Source organism: Bradyrhizobium sp. BEA-2-5, from assembly GCF_032918025.1.
Classification (GTDB): Bacteria; Pseudomonadota; Alphaproteobacteria; order Rhizobiales; family Xanthobacteraceae; genus Bradyrhizobium; species Bradyrhizobium pachyrhizi.
Genome location: NZ_CP136629.1, coordinates 1945997 through 1960971, shown reverse-complemented (window position 1 = coordinate 1960971; position 14975 = coordinate 1945997). Strand labels below are relative to the sequence as shown.

The window sequence follows — 14975 nt, the reverse complement described above, 5'->3', positions numbered from 1 at the left end:
CCCGAGGGCGACCAGGCCCCAGCCTCCGCGATGGGGCTGGCGCGAGAAAAATAAAAATCGGAGATGCCCTGTCAAGAACCCGGTCGAAAAAATTTTTGCGGTTAGGACCGCTGGATACGTAAGCGCATCAGCCGAACGCGGACGTGAAAGCCGGGGGGCGCAAATTCGTCGGCACCGGCCGAAGGACTAAGGGCACCCCGAAAAGCGGCCCCGGCGACCGTGGAAGCTGGGGCCAGTTTACTGGACGTTCTCAGTGCCGGTAGCGATGCGGCACAGAACAGGGCAGCCAATGCCACTGCATCCACTTCGTTCCTAATCGAAAAGGCCCCAGCATCCGGATCATGCTGGGGTCAAGTCGGATCGCCGAGCCGCTGTCCGCCGAGAAGCAGCGATCGTCGTTATCAGGGCTGAAAAAATACGAAATGAAAATTACGTGCCCCGTTGCTAGGAGCCTCCCAAATGAGGCCCGGCTCCGGAAATAACGTCTGTGAATCTCGCTGGATTTTTTTCCCTGAACGCCCGGCGGGCAAGGAACCATCGAGACGGCATAGCGTCTAATTGACGCTTCTAGTCAGCCAAGGTGCCCCCCGACTGCCAGAAGAAAACCCGTATCGCTCGGGTTGGCGGCTCCCAGGTTGGGGCCGCTTCCAGTTCACTGCGAACTTGATCGCCGCCAATTCACATAGTTCAATGACTGGGCGCCCACACCCTAGACGTTAATTACCGGGTTGGTATTTCACGGATGGTAGTTGCAATGGAATTAATTGGACGCCCGATGCGAAGCCGCTTCCTCGTTCGGAAAGGAAGCACTGGTTGGATGGTCTACGACAGCGAACTCAAAGGGCCAGCGCAGATAAGAAAAGATGGCCCCTTTGCCGAGAAGCTAACCAAAGAACAAGCTGAGATTTTAGCGGAGGGGCTGGCGAACCAAGCGGCGCAGATTCGCAAAATCTGATACTTACCTCTCGGGCATGCTTAAATTCAATTTTTAACTGCCGACCGTTGGGCAATCTGTCGCGGGAGCATATGCATGACTCCGGGTACTGCCGCTTGTTCCCGACGAAGCCAATTTGCGTACGTCGCGAAGTCAGCTCGAAGAACGGTGCCTAGCCCCGCCATTTCTCTCGAAAGGAGCGACGGCGATGGGTTCACGGCGGATTCGCAAAGTACGCGTGCTGGTGATCGCAAATCTGGTGGCCTGCGCCGCCGTCCTTTTCGTATTGGCTGCGCCCCGTCCCGCCACAAGTAATGTTGCGCTCGGTGACCGGTGGCAATGCAGCAAGGCCAAGTTTGTCTTCACGACTTGCCGCCAGATCCCGCCAGCGCCGAAAACCGATGTCGATTTTACAGGGGTCGTTGGGAGATCAGCGACCAGAGGGTCGCACGCTTTTCTGTGGGACGGGACGTTGGGGATGACACATGGCGGTCCGTTTCGGGAGGAGCTGGCGTGCGGCCCAGGCACCGGCTCTTCTTCCAAACGTCTGTGTGAGCCAAGCAACAGTCGTTTGACGCAAAGGCCTGCTAGGTAACCGATACTTGGATTTTCAGGGCCCCAGCGCCGGGAATGACAGGGCGCCGCCGGGACAAACCATTTCGGGCCCGGCGGCGTACTTTTGAGATTTGGCGACTGCACGCGTGAGAGAGGCGTCTCCAGGATGAATGGCAATAAAATCATTACCAAGACTATGTTGGTCGCGCTGGCCATCGGCATTGCCGTATGGGCCACGATGGGCGCTCCCCAGCCGGACACAAATTCGGCCGTTCATCTCGCCAGCTGGAGATGAGCCGAGCGGGCACGGGCCGTGCAGTCAGATTGACGCTGGGGATTTCAGTATCTCAGATCAGGAAGGCAACGCCGCCGGGCGCGTATTTTTGAGACCGGCGGCGTCTTTTCTTGGAACTATTCCGATGATCCACACGGGTTTCGTGAAGGGCAGCAAAGACAATAGCTAGCCGCCTTCACCAAAACCCAATTCCGAAATCTTTAATAGATTCGGACCAGCCTCCATCCGCGACAGGGAGGTGTATCATGCATAACCATGACTTTGTGTCTGATGGACTCCTCGCGCTAATCACGACCTGCCTTGTGCTGTTGTGCTCGGGCCTGCTCGTTATCGCATTTAGCTAGTCTGGACCTTGGCACCCTCCTCGTTCCGGATGCTGCTAGGGGGCCGCTGGGGACATCCCGCGCAGAGCATAAGCGCGCCGCATTTTCGTCACGCAAAAACGGCCGGCCTGCTCATCCAGCATTCACATTCAACTTCCTACAGTTTGGGGGCCTTAGATTCCACGAGAGGAAACCATGAAACTTAAATTTGCACTTGTTGGACTTGCTGCGCTCGGCAGCCTTGCTGCGGCAGCAAGCGCGTCGGCGATGCCGCTCGCCACATTTTCTCCCGCTTCAAACGTCGAGAACGTCGCCGTAGTCTGCGGCCCGAACGGCTGTGTGCGCACGGCGCCCGTCTACAGGCGGTACGGCTACGGTTACGGCTATCGTGGCTACGGCGTCCGTCGTTACGGATACGTGCACAGGGGCTACGGCTATCATAGGGGTTACGGCTATCACGGCGGTTATCGCCGCTGGTGATTTCGCGCAAAAGCCCGTCGGTAGGATTGATCTGCATCACTCGCGTGTGTTGACCGCCCTGCTACCGCTGTGTTGCGGGGATTACAGGGCCAGCTGGAAGGCCGCCGCCGGGATGCAGCATTTCAAGCCCGGCGGCGTACTTTTTGGGATCAGATCCAGGCCGCCCCCCAGTCAGGCAGATGATCCGGAATCGGCTTATCGAACAGCGGCACCCGTCACGGCAAGGCCCGCGCCTTCGATAGCGCTGGGCCGGCTTCTGATTAATGGAACAGCAACGTCGTTTGCATAAGATGCGGTCCACTCGCTGCAGGACGCTCGAAAATGACCGAGTACGTCATCAGGGAAGTTGGCCTTCGCCAGTGGCTCGTGTTTGCCGATCGGCGAAGCATCGCTTTTTGCGCCGACGAAGATGAGGCGGTAAAGGCCATGACCGAGCATAGCGCGCGCCGCGGTCGACAGCCTGAAACAATGGAAATTGCGTTAAGGGGGAAACCCGCCGGGGCGTGAACCGGTCGCTAGGCTAAGTTGACGGCTGCAACGGCCATCGTCTGCCTTAGCTTGTAGTGCCAGCCCTCCGGGCCGATCGTGTCGGTGCCGGGCCATTCCTCGCCCGCGTCTTCGTACCGGTTCACGTACTCGAGAACCGCCGCGACGTTGGCCATGGTGGGAGTTGTTGGAGCCAGATTCCATGCCGCGTCTTTCTCCGCATGGCAGCATGCCGATTGATGGTCGTCGGCATCCCAATAGGCCTCGGAGCGATACTCAGTGGCATCGGTCGCCGTGGTGGATGCGCTGGGGTCTGCGGCGGCCTGTCGGTGCTTTGCGATACCTTCCAGCGCCGGAACAGCGGCGGAGCTGACGGCCCCGGTCTGATCGCGCCGCCTGCTTGAGGGCTGACGAGGCTGCCCGGTTGCCGGACAGCAATATAAGGTCGAATGCGACCGACCATCCACTGTGACGTTGTAAGAACAGCGGTAGTCTTTGCAGAAAACAATGACGCGCGTTGCCCCCGTTTCGCGCATCTCGACGAACGTGATCTTGGTGGGAAAGTCTCGCATGGGCTGAATTACTGCGCTTGCTGGTGCAGCCCGCAATAGCACGACAAATTGCGTATTAGCGGCCGCTCCAACGCAAGGCGTCGGTCAAGATCGCGCAGCCCGGGAAAAGACCTTCTCGTACCCGTTCAAGCGCGGCCAGCTTGTGGCATTGCGAACGAACTCCGCATTAAACCCGGCCGCAAGAAAGTCCCCGTGCATCGTCGGAACCCTGTCACCAGAACAATTGTTGTCTTGATGCACCGGCGGAGGCCGCCGAAGTGGCAGACGAACTTGAATATTCGGGTCACCAGCTAGTGGTCGTCGAGCAACCCGGCGGCGGATTCTTGGTTGAGATCGCGCCTCTCGACCGCAGGGGCCAAACCATTAGAACCATGACCTATCAAAGTTCGCGAGAAGCGATTGCCGCAGCAAAGAGGACCATTGACGAGCACCTCGGAGACAGACGCGCCTCGTAGCTCCCCAGCCGAGGATTCTCGGATCGGTCCCCACCGCTCTATCCGAACAGCTCATCATGCGCCGAACCGTGATCAGCGGCGACAGATCGAGAACGACTTCGTGGTGATCCAATCTCCAGTGACGTCTTCAACAGTAGTCCCTATGAACAAACAATACCTGTGCCCGGTGTGCGGTCAGGTTGCGGTGACCGTTTCTGCTCAGAGCGCCGCGTTTTTGTCTCGGGCGATATCTGACCTCACCTGCTCCAACGGACGCAGACTTATAATCACACCAGGTGGCAAGGTCGTGGTTGCCCGAAGCTCGAGAACAGACCAATGGTAGACCTCACTGCAGAAACGGCGCGCCTGATGAAGGTGACCGAGGCGATTGTTGCCGAGCTGGATCGACAAGGGGTCGCCAAGACTGTCGCCAACCTCGGCTGCGCCCCCCTTGAGGTGGCCCGCTTCGTCATCCGCGCAGCATACGTAGACGTGGTGCCCGTTTCGAAAGCAGCCTGATGTACCTGACAGATACCCAAGCTGAGACCGCACGACTGATGAAGGTCGCAGAGGCGATCGTCCACGAAATGAACCGTCAGGGTGTGACGTGCACGCTCGAAGACCAAGCTTTTGCCGTCATGGAGCTGTCCCGGGCGATGATCCGCGCAGCGGACGGCGACGTGGTGCCGTTTCCAAGGCCGTAGCCTGAGATGGAATTGTTTCTCCGCCCCACCGTCATAGTCGGCGAGACGAGCCGATACGGGTTTTCTTCTGGCAGTCGGGGGCGGTTGGTTGACCAGAAGCGTCAATCAGATGCTTCCGTCCTATGGTGAGTTCCTGCGTGCCGCGCACAAAGTAGCAGTCGGGGAGCGTGCTAACAATGGCTCGTCGGGTTCGCGCCCGATCTACAACTGGCCTCAGCACCGGCCCTAGGCCACCCCCAAAGTGCTGAGCCGTTTCTTCAGGACACCTGATGCCGGCGCACTTCTCCGATCGCCATGAGGATAGGGAGGTGATCGGCGGCGAGCTGTCGCTGAATGGATGAGGCTAACAGCCCATCCCTCCGGGATAGCGTCCAGCACTCGGTCAACGGCTTCTTCGCGCGAGGTCGCAGCGAGCCAGATTTGGACCTCGCCGTCATCGGTCGTCACGCGGACTAGATGAACCTCGGTCGCCTTTTGCATGAGCAATAAAAGCGGCATCGAGGGATTCGGTTTCAAAAATCTTCACATAAGATAAGGCCGGAACTGCAGTGGGACATGGCTCCTGACACGCCAAGTAAATGCGCCGGGCAGGCCCCGGTTGGACGCTTACGGAGTAGAAGGGATCGACAATTACCGCTGAAACCGTGCCAATGGAGACCTTCTTGCCTTTGCGTTCAGTGCTATGATTGGGGCACCAACGGCAGTGCAACATCTGGTTTTGGGGCTTATCTTGGCGCCAAAAAGAGAGTCGGGACTTCAACGCGAACTTCTCGTCAGCGAGCCGGCCCTGGAACGTGCCGAGCGCTTGGCCAATCTGCTGGCCGCCATAGTTGAATCCAGTGACGACGTGATCGTTAGCAAAAATCTCGATGGCATTATTACAAGCTGGAATAAGGCGGCAGAGCGCATCTTCGGCTACGCGGCCGCCGAGGCGATCGGCCGGCCTATTACACTTGTGATCCCGGAGGACCGACAAAGCGAAGAACGTCAGATTTTAACTCGCATTCGACGAGGTGAGCGCATCGACCATTTCGAGACTGTTCGGCGACGTAAGGATGGTAGCTCAATCATCGTTTCGCTGACCGTTTCTCCCGTCAAAGATGCCCACGGCAACATCGTTGGCGCATCAAAGATTGCTCGAGATATTACCGAGCAGAAACGAACTCAGGAGCAGATTAGCATTCTGGCTCGCGAGGCGGAGCACCGAAGCAAGAACATCCTCGCGAACGTACAGGCAATTATCAATCTTTCTCGGTCTGACAGCTCCGAGAGCCTCAAGGAAGTGATCAGCGGGCGCATCCAAGCGTTGGCAAATGTTCACTCGCTGTTTGTTGAAACGCGGTGGGTCGGAGCAGAAGTCTCGACGATCGCCAAGCAGGAGCTCGCCCCTTATCTCCAAGAAGGCCACGACAAGCGGATTGTGATGGAGGGGCTGCAAACCGTAATAGAACCCACCGCTGCGCAGGCGATTGCTGTGGTTTTACATGAATTGGCAACCAACGCTGCCAAGTATGGAGCGCTATCTAACGCTAAAGGCCGGATTAGATTGGCGTGGTCACGCACCGAGGATGGACAGCTAATGCTTCGCTGGACCGAATTGGGCGGTCCGAGGGTAACTGCGCCCGAACGCAAGGGCTTTGGTAGTCGCCTCATCGAAGGAACGATCGCCCCACTTGGCGGCAAGGTGCTCTTTGACTGGCGCGCGGAAGGACTAGTTTGCGAAATCGCCGTTGCGACGTAAATCCCAATAGCTTGGCTCCGCTGCTCTTAGCCGCCAACTCTCCTCATGGCCCATCGCGACATATTGCGCTGGCCCACGAACTTGGTCGCAATGGTCGCTATAGAAGTAAAGCGGACGTACTCACCAGTCACATGACGCCGCCGGGTTTATAGCTACACGGCCTAGCTAAACGCGTATGCGGTCATGCTGGCGATGAGAACCAAGACACCCAGCACCGTAACAGACGCAAATGTCCGCTCCACTCCGTTCATGTCTTCCATGGCTATCCTCCCTGTCAGGAGGGCGACCGTTGCAATGTTTCAGGAGCGGCGTCGTTAACCTTCGTGAATCGCGCGTCGTAATTTACGAAGTTCCCTCGTAGGTTCGACGGAGTGTCCAACCAAAATGATGGCCCCAGCACTCTGGGGGCCGACGGGCCAGTGCTGGGGCCGACGCTGCCAGATAGGCGCAACTATCCTGCCATGCCCAATTCGATTCGCAATCCCGGACTTAGATACCTCCAGCGAGGGTACCCGCTGAATCAAAAAGGGGCCGATCACGGGACGGCCCCTTGCCGGACAAATGAAAATTGCTTCGGCGTGAAAACTAGCCCCGGCACTTGAAATCCTAGAATCAGACCGATGTTGATTCCGTAAAATCACGGAGCGGCGAAGTGTCTCAGACGGAGGCCGCCGCCAGTTGGAGGCTTTTTAGGAAACGGCCCCAGCGAGGGGGTTACCCGCTGGGGCCGGGTCGACGTCATCCCCTAAGGGAGCGGCTATTAGAGGAGGAGCCAACGCCGACGACGAAAACGATATTGCATGTGGTGAGATGAAACACAGTTGCAGGATGCCACGGAAATGCTCTCCCTGCATTTGCATAGGCAAGTCAGATAGCGTGCCCTAATTCGCGAATGCCGCAGCAGCCCGATAAGGACCTGTAGCCATCAAGAAAAGATAAGATCCACAACCAACACTACGCCGATGACGCCCAAAACTACGATGATGAGAATCCACATCTCGGCGTTCGTCATGGCTGCGCTCAGAAAAGAAAACGGCCCCAGCGAGGGAGCACCAGCTGAGGCCAAGGAAACCACTCAAACCAAGCGGTGCCTAAACGTCGCCGATTGCAACTTTGTTCCCGAAAAGGAAACAGCCCAGCGATCGCAGAAGCCGGGGCTAGTGCGTAGCTGGGCGTCTCAGTGCTCCAAGATATCCGGCGTGAAATCCTAGCGGAGAAAGCAGCGCTTCATCCGGTCCACGGCGATGATCGCGAATGTGCCCCGGGTCTTCGGGGGCAAGAGCCGGGGCACGTTCATCGCTCCTATGCCGCTCTGCCGCGAGCGACGCATTGCTAACGACGCTTCGAAGGTACCGTTCCTAGCGACTTTTTCATCGCCATCCCGAGCCAGGCGCTCAACTCGCTTGCGGCTATTGCCGACCTTCTTGACGGCCTTCTTCGACGCCGCCGACTTCCGGGTTTTCCTCGCCTCGTAGCTCACCTCGTAATCCTGACCGCCGGTGACGCGCGCACGATCCTGCTTGCGGCCGCGCGCGGCCTGCTTCTTCGCTTTCTTCGCCATTCAGGCCTTCCAAATCGCGCCGCCAGATCCTATCCGGAAAATCGGGGAGATCTCATCGCATGAAAAGCCAAGTAATACTGGCGATGAGTACTGCAAACGACACCGCCGCAGCGCAGACGAAGGCGACTTCCACGCCATCGAAATGGTGGTGATCCATTTGCATGGTGTGGCCTCCTTAGATCGGCGCACGCGGGCTTGCGGACAGAAGCCACTCCGCCAAATGGGCAGTGGTTTCGTCGTGCCTCGCTCGTCTTAGCAGCGACTCGCGCTCTCGACCTGGGGGGAGTGCCTTAGCCCGTCTGCGTAGCTCTCTGGCTTCCTTGGTAAGGCGTTCTTCAAGGGGGTATATCTGCTTTACTCTGCGCCGCCGCTTCATAGCTCCTCTCTCCAAAGCTGACGTTGATGTACCAAAAATGCAGAAAACCGAATGAGCGGAAAAGTTCCAAGAGAGGACGGGGCTTAACTCGCAAAACTGTCCCTCAGCACCTAGCATGCTTAAATTCGTGACTGCTGACGTTGGAAACTGGTTCCGACCTGGCCCTAGTGGTTTCATGAGATCAAGTATGACGGCTATCGCCTGCGTCTCGTGCACGACCGAGATCGCGTCCAGGTGATCGCCAAGGGTGGCCATGATCGGACCAAGCGATTTCCATGGATCGTGAGTCCGCCCTGAAGACGGGATTACCCAGGTGATGATCATCGAAACTGGCTTGCACCTAAATCCGAAGCATCCCTAGTGCAATCGATCCGCCGTAGAAACTCTCATCTCGGCCGCGCAAGACCATGTTAGCGCCCACATAGAAGGTCTTAGCTCTATTCGGCTTGTTTCGACCCACGCGGGGAGATCTGACTCTCTGGTCACCGCTTTGTGGGCGGTCTGCCGGCCATGAGCGTGTTCAGCCCTCAGGTCGCACGACAGCGCATTTGCAGGCGCGTCAGCGATCACCTTCTGCACTACCCTTCCCGAGCTTAGTAATGTCCGTGCCTCCTTTTGCCGAGTGATGGCGCGTCACCTTCCTTCGTCGCCTCGCTGCGCGGGCAAGATTCAAGCGAGCCGCTTCGGTTCGAAATGGTATCGACCTCTTGCCCGTTCGCTGGAGCGAGATCTCCCGCTGCTGCAGTGCGTCGCCAGATCTCCCGCTGCTGCAGTGCGTCGAGGTCACGCAGATACTCCCGCTCGAGATTCTCTAGAGCTGTTCGCACGCTGCCTAGCGGAAGTTCTAAGGCGATAGCAGCGCATCGTTTGATGCGGCCACACAAGACTTCTCGTCGGATTGTCAAAATGCGTCGCTTGGCCATTAAAGTCTTGCATCCGAACAGAGCCAGCTGCGGACCAAGCTACGCAGTCGAACGATTTTCATCAACCATCAGCGTTACTGGGCGACAGTCGGCTTGGCTTAACGGAGCACATATCGGACAAGCCTGCATCGCCGAAGCGTGAGTAAGTATCATGCGGGACACTTCCCTTTGGTTCGGCTTCGCATCCACTACCGGATTTCCAGTACCTTGATCGCCCGGGCGGATATTTCCGAAGGGTCCGCAATGTCCGTTTGTGCGACCTTGATGACCGTCTTCGCGATCATTTCCGTCAGTGGGTCGTCGCCGTCTTTGACACAGAGTGCATGCAAAGTTCGTTCGTAAGCTGTCACGATACGGCTAATCTCTGTTGGCTTCATTTCGCGGATTTGCGTCTGCAGGTAGATCGACATCTTTTACTCCTGAGCCTGCGCAGGTCGATGATCAATATTCTCCGCCGCAGACCAACGATGCGCGCAGTTACTACTCCATCACAGTTGCTCGGCACCTTTGTATCTTTCCATACGACGGTTAGTAGCGAAGCAAGTGTATCTTTCAACCTCCGCAATCCGCTCATCGCGGAGGGTCAACTTTTGCATTTCAAATCTCAGCCATACCCGCGGCCGTCAGGACAGGGAGCGTATCCTGAATTTCGACAAACCCCATCTGATTGAGCTTCTGAACGTCGGCCGGATCCAGCGGACTGACGACAAAGCGTTTGGCGCGAATATCCCGCAAGACCCAGCGAAGTCGGATAGCCTCGTCCAAGGGTACACTCTTCAGCTCACTCATACTGCCGAACAATCCTTCCATCACGCCGCGCGGGCGCGCAGCTCAGGCTGGCGAAGCTTGTCCAGCAGTTGCTGCTCGTGGATGCGTTGGCGAAAGCCCTCGCGCTCCAGTTCCGAGGTCGCGGTATCAAGGAGATACTGGTAATGACCGATGATCTTCTCGCTACCGCGAATGAGTATCGCCTGAAGGTCGATCATGGGTGGTTTTCTCCCGATGTCTCGGCGGCCCGGATCGACATCGGGCGTGCGCCGAGAGGCGGGACGCTAGATGCCACACATTGCATGACATCAAGCTCCTCGGCGAGGCGCCTCTCGATGAACTGACGCTCCAAGTCGAAGAGCTGCGTACCCATAAGCCAGCGATAACGGCGGATGTTGTTTCGGTGCTCTCGCAGTTGTTCAAGGCGCTGGTCGATCAATCTGGAATGTTGCGTCTCCTTCGAGCAATACCTTGACGACCACCGGGCTTCAATCCTGTCCACGACTTGCTTTGGTAGCTTGATATCGGTCATGGCAGGCTCCTAGGCTGCAAGGCGACGCATTGTCGAGCGCATGCGAGGTGCTTACCTCCCAGCGGATGCTCGAACTTTCGTTGGTTTTGGAATGATGGCTTCAGATCATTCAGACAGGTAAGCGCGGTCGTCGGCCGCATGGCTGCCTCCGTCCTGTAGACGATATCGATGTGAAGGCTGCGTACCGATTTCCGGCACGCAGCTCGGGCCGGGTCAGGCCGCAGATTCGAGCTGTCGCGGCGGTCTCGTCTGCGCTGCATTGATCGCAATCCGCCGCGGCTTCATGGTCTCGGGGATTTCGCGCGCAAGCTCAATCTTGAGGAGCCCGTTGTCGAATGTGGCGCCTTTGACCTGGACGTAATCGGCCAGGCTGAACTGCCGCTTGAACCTCCGGGTAGAGATGCCACGGTAGAGGTATTCGCGCTCGGTCTTTTCGACCTTGTTTCCTTCGACGGTAAGTACGTTCTGCTCGGCCGTCACCGAAATCTCGTCGGACGAGAAGCCTGCGACCGCGAGTGCAATCTGATAGCGGTCTTCCGCCAGCCGTTCAATGTTGTAGGGGGGAAAGTTGTCCTCCTCACCCGACCGATTGGTCATCTCGGCGAGATCGAAAAGACGGTCGAAGCCGATGGTTGACCGGAAGAGAGGAGAGAAGTCGTATGTGCGCATAGCCAAATCCTCCAGGGAGCAAGATGGATATGAACGGCACCGGGGACACGACCGGTGCCCGTCTGGTCTGGGTCCGGATTGGCACCCAAACACCGCCCCGTTAAGTTGGGGTAGCGCGGCAAAAATTAGGCAGCAGATTGATCGCGTCAAGAGCCACTCAAAAAAAATTGGTGATCCTCGCCGGCCACTCATGATGATTCCGTTGGCGGCGCTCCAGAAACCTTGCCGCGCCGATCTACCGCGATGCAATAGGCCGCATGGATGCCGCCCCTTCCTGATCCGATCGATGCCCTGCTGAGAGCTGAAAACTTCCCTTCTCGATACTTCAGAGGTGCTCGCTTGCGCTCGGAGCTGGCGCGATCATGGCGACCGAGAAGAAGCATACCGGCCCGTCACAGCCAGCTACGGCTCGCTGCAAAGATCGGCATGACCAAGCGAAGGTTTTGGAGGCGATCATGCGCCTAGACGCGATCGCGCGAAACCATAAACAGCGACCAACATTCCTTTGCCAGCCTGCCAAAACACGAGGCGACAACATCGTCTAAGAGGACGATTTATCCTTGGCCGACCGCGAGGTTGCCAGCCGGCTTCGCAGTTCGTTAGCCTTCGTCTCGCAGTCCAAGGCGAGCGTCAACAACCGACCCTTGGCCGCGCTATCGCAATCTCAGAGGCTTGTCGCCAAAGCTCTTTGGCCTTTCAAAAGGCGCGCGACTTCTGTCGGCATCACCACAGGTTAATAGCACAGGGTCTTTGCCCAAAGTCCCTGCGCTACTTTCCACTTCAACGGCGGTCAGCTAAGGGTCGGACATCGTTGGGTCCGATCCTGCCCAGGTTGCAGGATGCTCCACGGCGTCACGTTGGGCGACATCAGTATGTCGATCCTCAGCCTTGGAGCTTTCGTTTCCCACTGCATTCAGCGGATTGACTCGAGGTACGCAATCGGCGGCGATGGCCGAACGTCAGCGGGTATTGCGGTCGTTCTGGGCGGACTATTCAGCCCCCAAGCAGCCAAAGATGGCATCGCCAGCGCCGATGCCAGCGACGCCGTCAGAAGACGGCGCCATAAGCGCTGTGTGGAGTTCTTGCGCTTCTCCGCACGAGCGGAGCCAATGGTGTGATCCATGATCATCTCATCCTCCTGTCGTTAATATTAACCCATGCGATGGTTACGAAGCTTGAGACCGCGTGCGAGCAGCGGCGTCTGTATGCCTTCCTATCTATCTTCGGTTTCCTTGACCGGCAAAAATCGCGCCCAGCCGCCACGCAAGCGGCCGGGCGCGGCTCCTGTCAGAAGTCCATTGGTGGCGCGGCCGTTGAAGCAAGCTCAGCTTTCTTGGGCTTGTCGGCCACCAGCGCTTCGGTAGTGATCAACAGCGAGGCCACCGAAGCCGCATCCTGCAGGGCGGTTCGCACGACCTTGGCCGGATCGATCACACCGGCTTTCACGAGGTCCTGATATTCGCCGGTCGCCGCATTGAAGCCCCAGCTATAGCTGCTGCTTTCGAGGAGCTTGCCGACGACCAGCGAGCCGTCCTCACCCGCATTCTGGATGATCTGCCTGGCCGGGACCTGGATCGCGCGACGAACGATGTCGACGCCCGCCTTCTGGTCCGAATTTGTCGTTTTGATACCATCGAGCGCCTTCAGCGCACGCAGCAACGCCACGCCGCCACCGGGAAGGATGCCTTCCTCAACAGCAGCACGTGTCGCGTGAAGGGCATCGTCGACACGGTCCTTGCGCTCCTTGACCTCGACTTCGGTTGCGCCGCCGACGCGGATGACCGCCACACCGCCCGCCAACTTCGCCAGCCGCTCCTGCAGCTTCTCGCGATCGTAGTCGGAAGTGGTCTCCTCGATCTGGGCCTTGATCTGCGCGACTCGCGCCTCGATGTCCTTCTTGGCGCCGGCACCGTTGACGATGGTCGTGTTCTCCTTGTCGATCACAACCTTCTTCGCGCGGCCGAGCATGTTGAGCTTTACGTTCTCGAGCTTGATGCCAAGGTCCTCGGAGATTGCGGTGCCGCCGGTGAGGATCGCGATATCCTCAAGCATCGCTTTGCGACGATCGCCGAAGCCCGGCGCCTTCACGGCCGCGACCTTAAGTCCGCCACGCAGACGGTTGACGACAAGCGTCGCAAGGGCTTCGCCTTCAACGTCCTCGGCCACGATGAGGAGCGGCTTGCCGGATTGGACCACCCCTTCGAGCAGCGGCAGCATCGACTGCAGGCCGGACAATTTCTTCTCGTGGATCAGGATGTAGGGATCTTCGAGCTCGACACGCATTTTCTCGGTGTTCGTAACAAAATAGGGCGAGACATAACCGCGGTCGAACTGCATGCCCTCGACCACCTCGAGCTCGGTGTTGAGGTGTTTGGCCTCCTCGACCGTAATCACGCCTTCATTGCCCACCTTCTGCATCGCATCGGCCAGGAAACGACCGATCTCGCTGTCACCATTGGCGGAGATAGTGCCGACCTGAGCGATCTCGTCATTAGACGTGACTTTCTTCGCGTGGGTCTTGAGGTCGTTGACGATGGCGTCGACCGCGAGATCGATGCCTCGCTTGAGATCCATCGGGTTCATCCCGGCCGCGACCGATTTCGCGCCTTCCTTGACGATGGCTTGCGCCAGAACAGTCGCCGTGGTCGTGCCATCACCGGCGAGGTCGTTGGTCTTCGACGCAACCTCGCGCACCATCTGGGCGCCCATGTTCTCGAACTTGTCTTCGAGCTCGATCTCCTTGGCGACAGTAACGCCATCCTTGGTAATGCGCGGCGCGCCAAATGACTTCTCGATCACCACGTTGCGCCCCTTCGGGCCGAGGGTGACTTTCACCGCATTCGCCAGCGTATCCACGCCCCGCAGCATGCGCTCGCGGGCCTCGGTTGAAAATTTGACTTCCTTGGCAGCCATGATCCTGATCTCCTTTCTATTCGATGACTGTCAGCTTCTTTTGCGACCTTACGCCGCCTTCTTCAGCTTGCCGTGGTGTTCGACGACGCCGAGAAGATCACTCTCCTTCATGATCAGCAGATCCTGGCCATCGATCTTGACCTCGGTGCCTGACCACTTGCCGAACAGGACTCGATCTCCGACCTTCACGTCGAGCGGGCCAACTGGCCTTGTTTCGCCCGCCGGGACCCGCGGCGATGACCTCGCCTTCTTGCGGCTTCTCCTTTGCTGTGTCGGGAATGATGATGCCGCCGGCGGTCTTTTCCTCGGCGTCGATGCGGCGCACGAGCACGCGGTCGTGCAATGGACGGAAATGCATGCACTTCCTCCTTAATGGGTGTAGCGATGTCATAGACCGGGGCCGGAACCGGCCCCCGGCGGGAAAGGAATTAGGTTCGTGGCAGGGGGCTTCAAGAGGGCGGTCAAAAAATTTTGGCAGTCCATTTGGTCGACTGCTAAACTACTATCGATGGCGACCTTCGACGCTTCGCGACGCCTCACCGCTGCCGCAGGTTCGTGCAAACTGTAAACGACCGTCATTCCAAGTAGTCCGGAGGGTCGGCTTGCCCGGCTTGAGAAGCTCAGGAAGCTTTCCGCACAAGTGCAAGGCGTGCCTGAGGACCGATGCGTGAAGTTGGGCGCCGACCCGGGCGAGCTTCATGGATTCGTC

The 14975-nt window shown here is 58.2% G+C and carries 13 protein-coding genes and 2 pseudogenes; 6 read left to right on the top strand and 9 right to left on the bottom strand.

Annotated elements, in window-relative coordinates; translation table 11 throughout:
- Positions 1-817: 817 nt before the first annotated feature.
- The 3 genes from RX327_RS09180 to RX327_RS09170 all read left to right on the top strand — a co-directional run bounded on the left by RX327_RS09180 (position 818) and on the right by RX327_RS09170 (position 3094).
- Entirely contained in the window at positions 818-955 is a 138-nt protein-coding gene (locus RX327_RS09180) for a hypothetical protein (RefSeq protein WP_244481700.1), read from the top strand.
- Positions 956-2302: 1347 nt separating this feature from the next.
- The gene (locus RX327_RS09175) at positions 2303-2587 is read left to right on the top strand and encodes a hypothetical protein (RefSeq protein ID WP_283089649.1); all 285 of its coding nucleotides are present in this window, start codon (positions 2303-2305) and stop codon (positions 2585-2587) included.
- A 321-nt stretch (positions 2588-2908) separates the two neighbouring features.
- Positions 2909-3094: a hypothetical protein gene (locus tag RX327_RS09170; protein WP_317250077.1), complete on the top strand. Its 186-nt coding sequence runs from the start codon at positions 2909-2911 to the stop codon at positions 3092-3094.
- A gap of 8 nt (positions 3095-3102) precedes the next feature.
- Here RX327_RS09170 and RX327_RS09165 read toward each other — a convergent pair whose 3' ends face one another.
- Positions 3103-3645, bottom strand: coding sequence for a hypothetical protein (locus tag RX327_RS09165; RefSeq protein ID WP_283089648.1), 543 nt, complete (start codon positions 3643-3645; stop codon positions 3103-3105).
- A gap of 770 nt (positions 3646-4415) precedes the next feature.
- On the opposite strand from RX327_RS09165, the gene RX327_RS09160 reads away from it, so the two are divergent.
- The 3 genes from RX327_RS09160 to RX327_RS09150 all read left to right on the top strand — a co-directional run bounded on the left by RX327_RS09160 (position 4416) and on the right by RX327_RS09150 (position 6524).
- Positions 4416-4598, top strand: a complete 183-nt coding sequence (locus RX327_RS09160) for a hypothetical protein (protein ID WP_283089647.1) — start codon at positions 4416-4418, stop codon at positions 4596-4598.
- Positions 4598-4783: a hypothetical protein gene (locus RX327_RS09155; protein WP_283089646.1), complete on the top strand. Its 186-nt coding sequence runs from the start codon at positions 4598-4600 to the stop codon at positions 4781-4783. The genes RX327_RS09160 and RX327_RS09155 overlap by 1 nt, the downstream gene beginning before the upstream one ends.
- Before the next feature lie 703 nt (positions 4784-5486).
- Entirely contained in the window at positions 5487-6524 is a 1038-nt protein-coding gene (locus tag RX327_RS09150; RefSeq protein ID WP_317250076.1) for a PAS domain S-box protein, read from the top strand.
- A 1390-nt stretch (positions 6525-7914) separates the two neighbouring features.
- Here RX327_RS09150 and RX327_RS09145 read toward each other — a convergent pair.
- From RX327_RS09145 to RX327_RS09110, 8 genes and pseudogenes are all read right to left on the bottom strand, one after another.
- Positions 7915-8085, bottom strand: a pseudogene (locus RX327_RS09145) (DUF3606 domain-containing protein); the annotation flags it as partial.
- A 1487-nt stretch (positions 8086-9572) separates the two neighbouring features.
- Entirely contained in the window at positions 9573-9794 is a 222-nt protein-coding gene (locus RX327_RS09140) for a hypothetical protein (protein WP_028337184.1), read from the bottom strand.
- Positions 9795-9981: 187 nt separating this feature from the next.
- Positions 9982-10173 carry a hypothetical protein gene (locus RX327_RS09135; protein WP_317250075.1) on the bottom strand — a complete coding sequence of 64 codons (192 nt, stop codon included), beginning with the start codon at positions 10171-10173 and terminating at the stop codon, positions 9982-9984.
- A 20-nt stretch (positions 10174-10193) separates the two neighbouring features.
- Complete coding sequence (locus RX327_RS09130; protein WP_283089644.1) at positions 10194-10370, bottom strand: hypothetical protein; 177 nt, start codon at positions 10368-10370, stop codon at positions 10194-10196.
- Positions 10367-10684 carry a hypothetical protein gene (locus RX327_RS09125; RefSeq protein WP_317250074.1) on the bottom strand — a complete coding sequence of 106 codons (318 nt, stop codon included), beginning with the start codon at positions 10682-10684 and terminating at the stop codon, positions 10367-10369. Before RX327_RS09125 ends, RX327_RS09130 begins: the two co-directional genes overlap by 4 nt.
- 213 nt (positions 10685-10897) lie before the next feature.
- Entirely contained in the window at positions 10898-11353 is a 456-nt protein-coding gene (locus RX327_RS09120) for an Hsp20 family protein (protein WP_283089642.1), read from the bottom strand.
- A 1287-nt stretch (positions 11354-12640) separates the two neighbouring features.
- Positions 12641-14266 (bottom strand): chaperonin GroEL, encoded by a 1626-nt coding sequence (groL, locus tag RX327_RS09115; RefSeq protein WP_028337190.1) that lies wholly within the window; start codon positions 14264-14266, stop codon positions 12641-12643.
- Between the two features lie 48 nt (positions 14267-14314).
- Positions 14315-14624, bottom strand: a pseudogene (locus RX327_RS09110) (co-chaperone GroES).
- Positions 14625-14975: the final 351 nt, after the last annotated feature.

Bases quoted from the DNA above. Each gene is read 5' to 3' on its own strand.
- RX327_RS09165 (WP_283089648.1), bottom strand. From the start codon at position 3,645: ATGCGAGACTTTCCCACCAAGATCACGTTCGTCGAGATGCGCGAAACG.
- RX327_RS09170 (WP_317250077.1), top strand. From the start codon at position 2,909: ATGACCGAGTACGTCATCAGGGAAGTTGGCCTTCGCCAGTGGCTCGTG.
- RX327_RS09135 (WP_317250075.1), bottom strand. From the start codon at position 10,173: ATGAGTGAGCTGAAGAGTGTACCCTTGGACGAGGCTATCCGACTTCGC.
- RX327_RS09130 (WP_283089644.1), bottom strand. From the start codon at position 10,370: ATGATCGACCTTCAGGCGATACTCATTCGCGGTAGCGAGAAGATCATC.
- RX327_RS09125 (WP_317250074.1), bottom strand. From the start codon at position 10,684: ATGACCGATATCAAGCTACCAAAGCAAGTCGTGGACAGGATTGAAGCC.
- groL (WP_028337190.1), bottom strand. From the start codon at position 14,266: ATGGCTGCCAAGGAAGTCAAATTTTCAACCGAGGCCCGCGAGCGCATG.
- RX327_RS09120 (WP_283089642.1), bottom strand. From the start codon at position 11,353: ATGCGCACATACGACTTCTCTCCTCTCTTCCGGTCAACCATCGGCTTC.
- RX327_RS09155 (WP_283089646.1), top strand. From the start codon at position 4,598: ATGTACCTGACAGATACCCAAGCTGAGACCGCACGACTGATGAAGGTC.
- RX327_RS09160 (WP_283089647.1), top strand. From the start codon at position 4,416: ATGGTAGACCTCACTGCAGAAACGGCGCGCCTGATGAAGGTGACCGAG.
- RX327_RS09180 (WP_244481700.1), top strand. From the start codon at position 818: ATGGTCTACGACAGCGAACTCAAAGGGCCAGCGCAGATAAGAAAAGAT.
- RX327_RS09175 (WP_283089649.1), top strand. From the start codon at position 2,303: ATGAAACTTAAATTTGCACTTGTTGGACTTGCTGCGCTCGGCAGCCTT.
- RX327_RS09140 (WP_028337184.1), bottom strand. From the start codon at position 9,794: ATGTCGATCTACCTGCAGACGCAAATCCGCGAAATGAAGCCAACAGAG.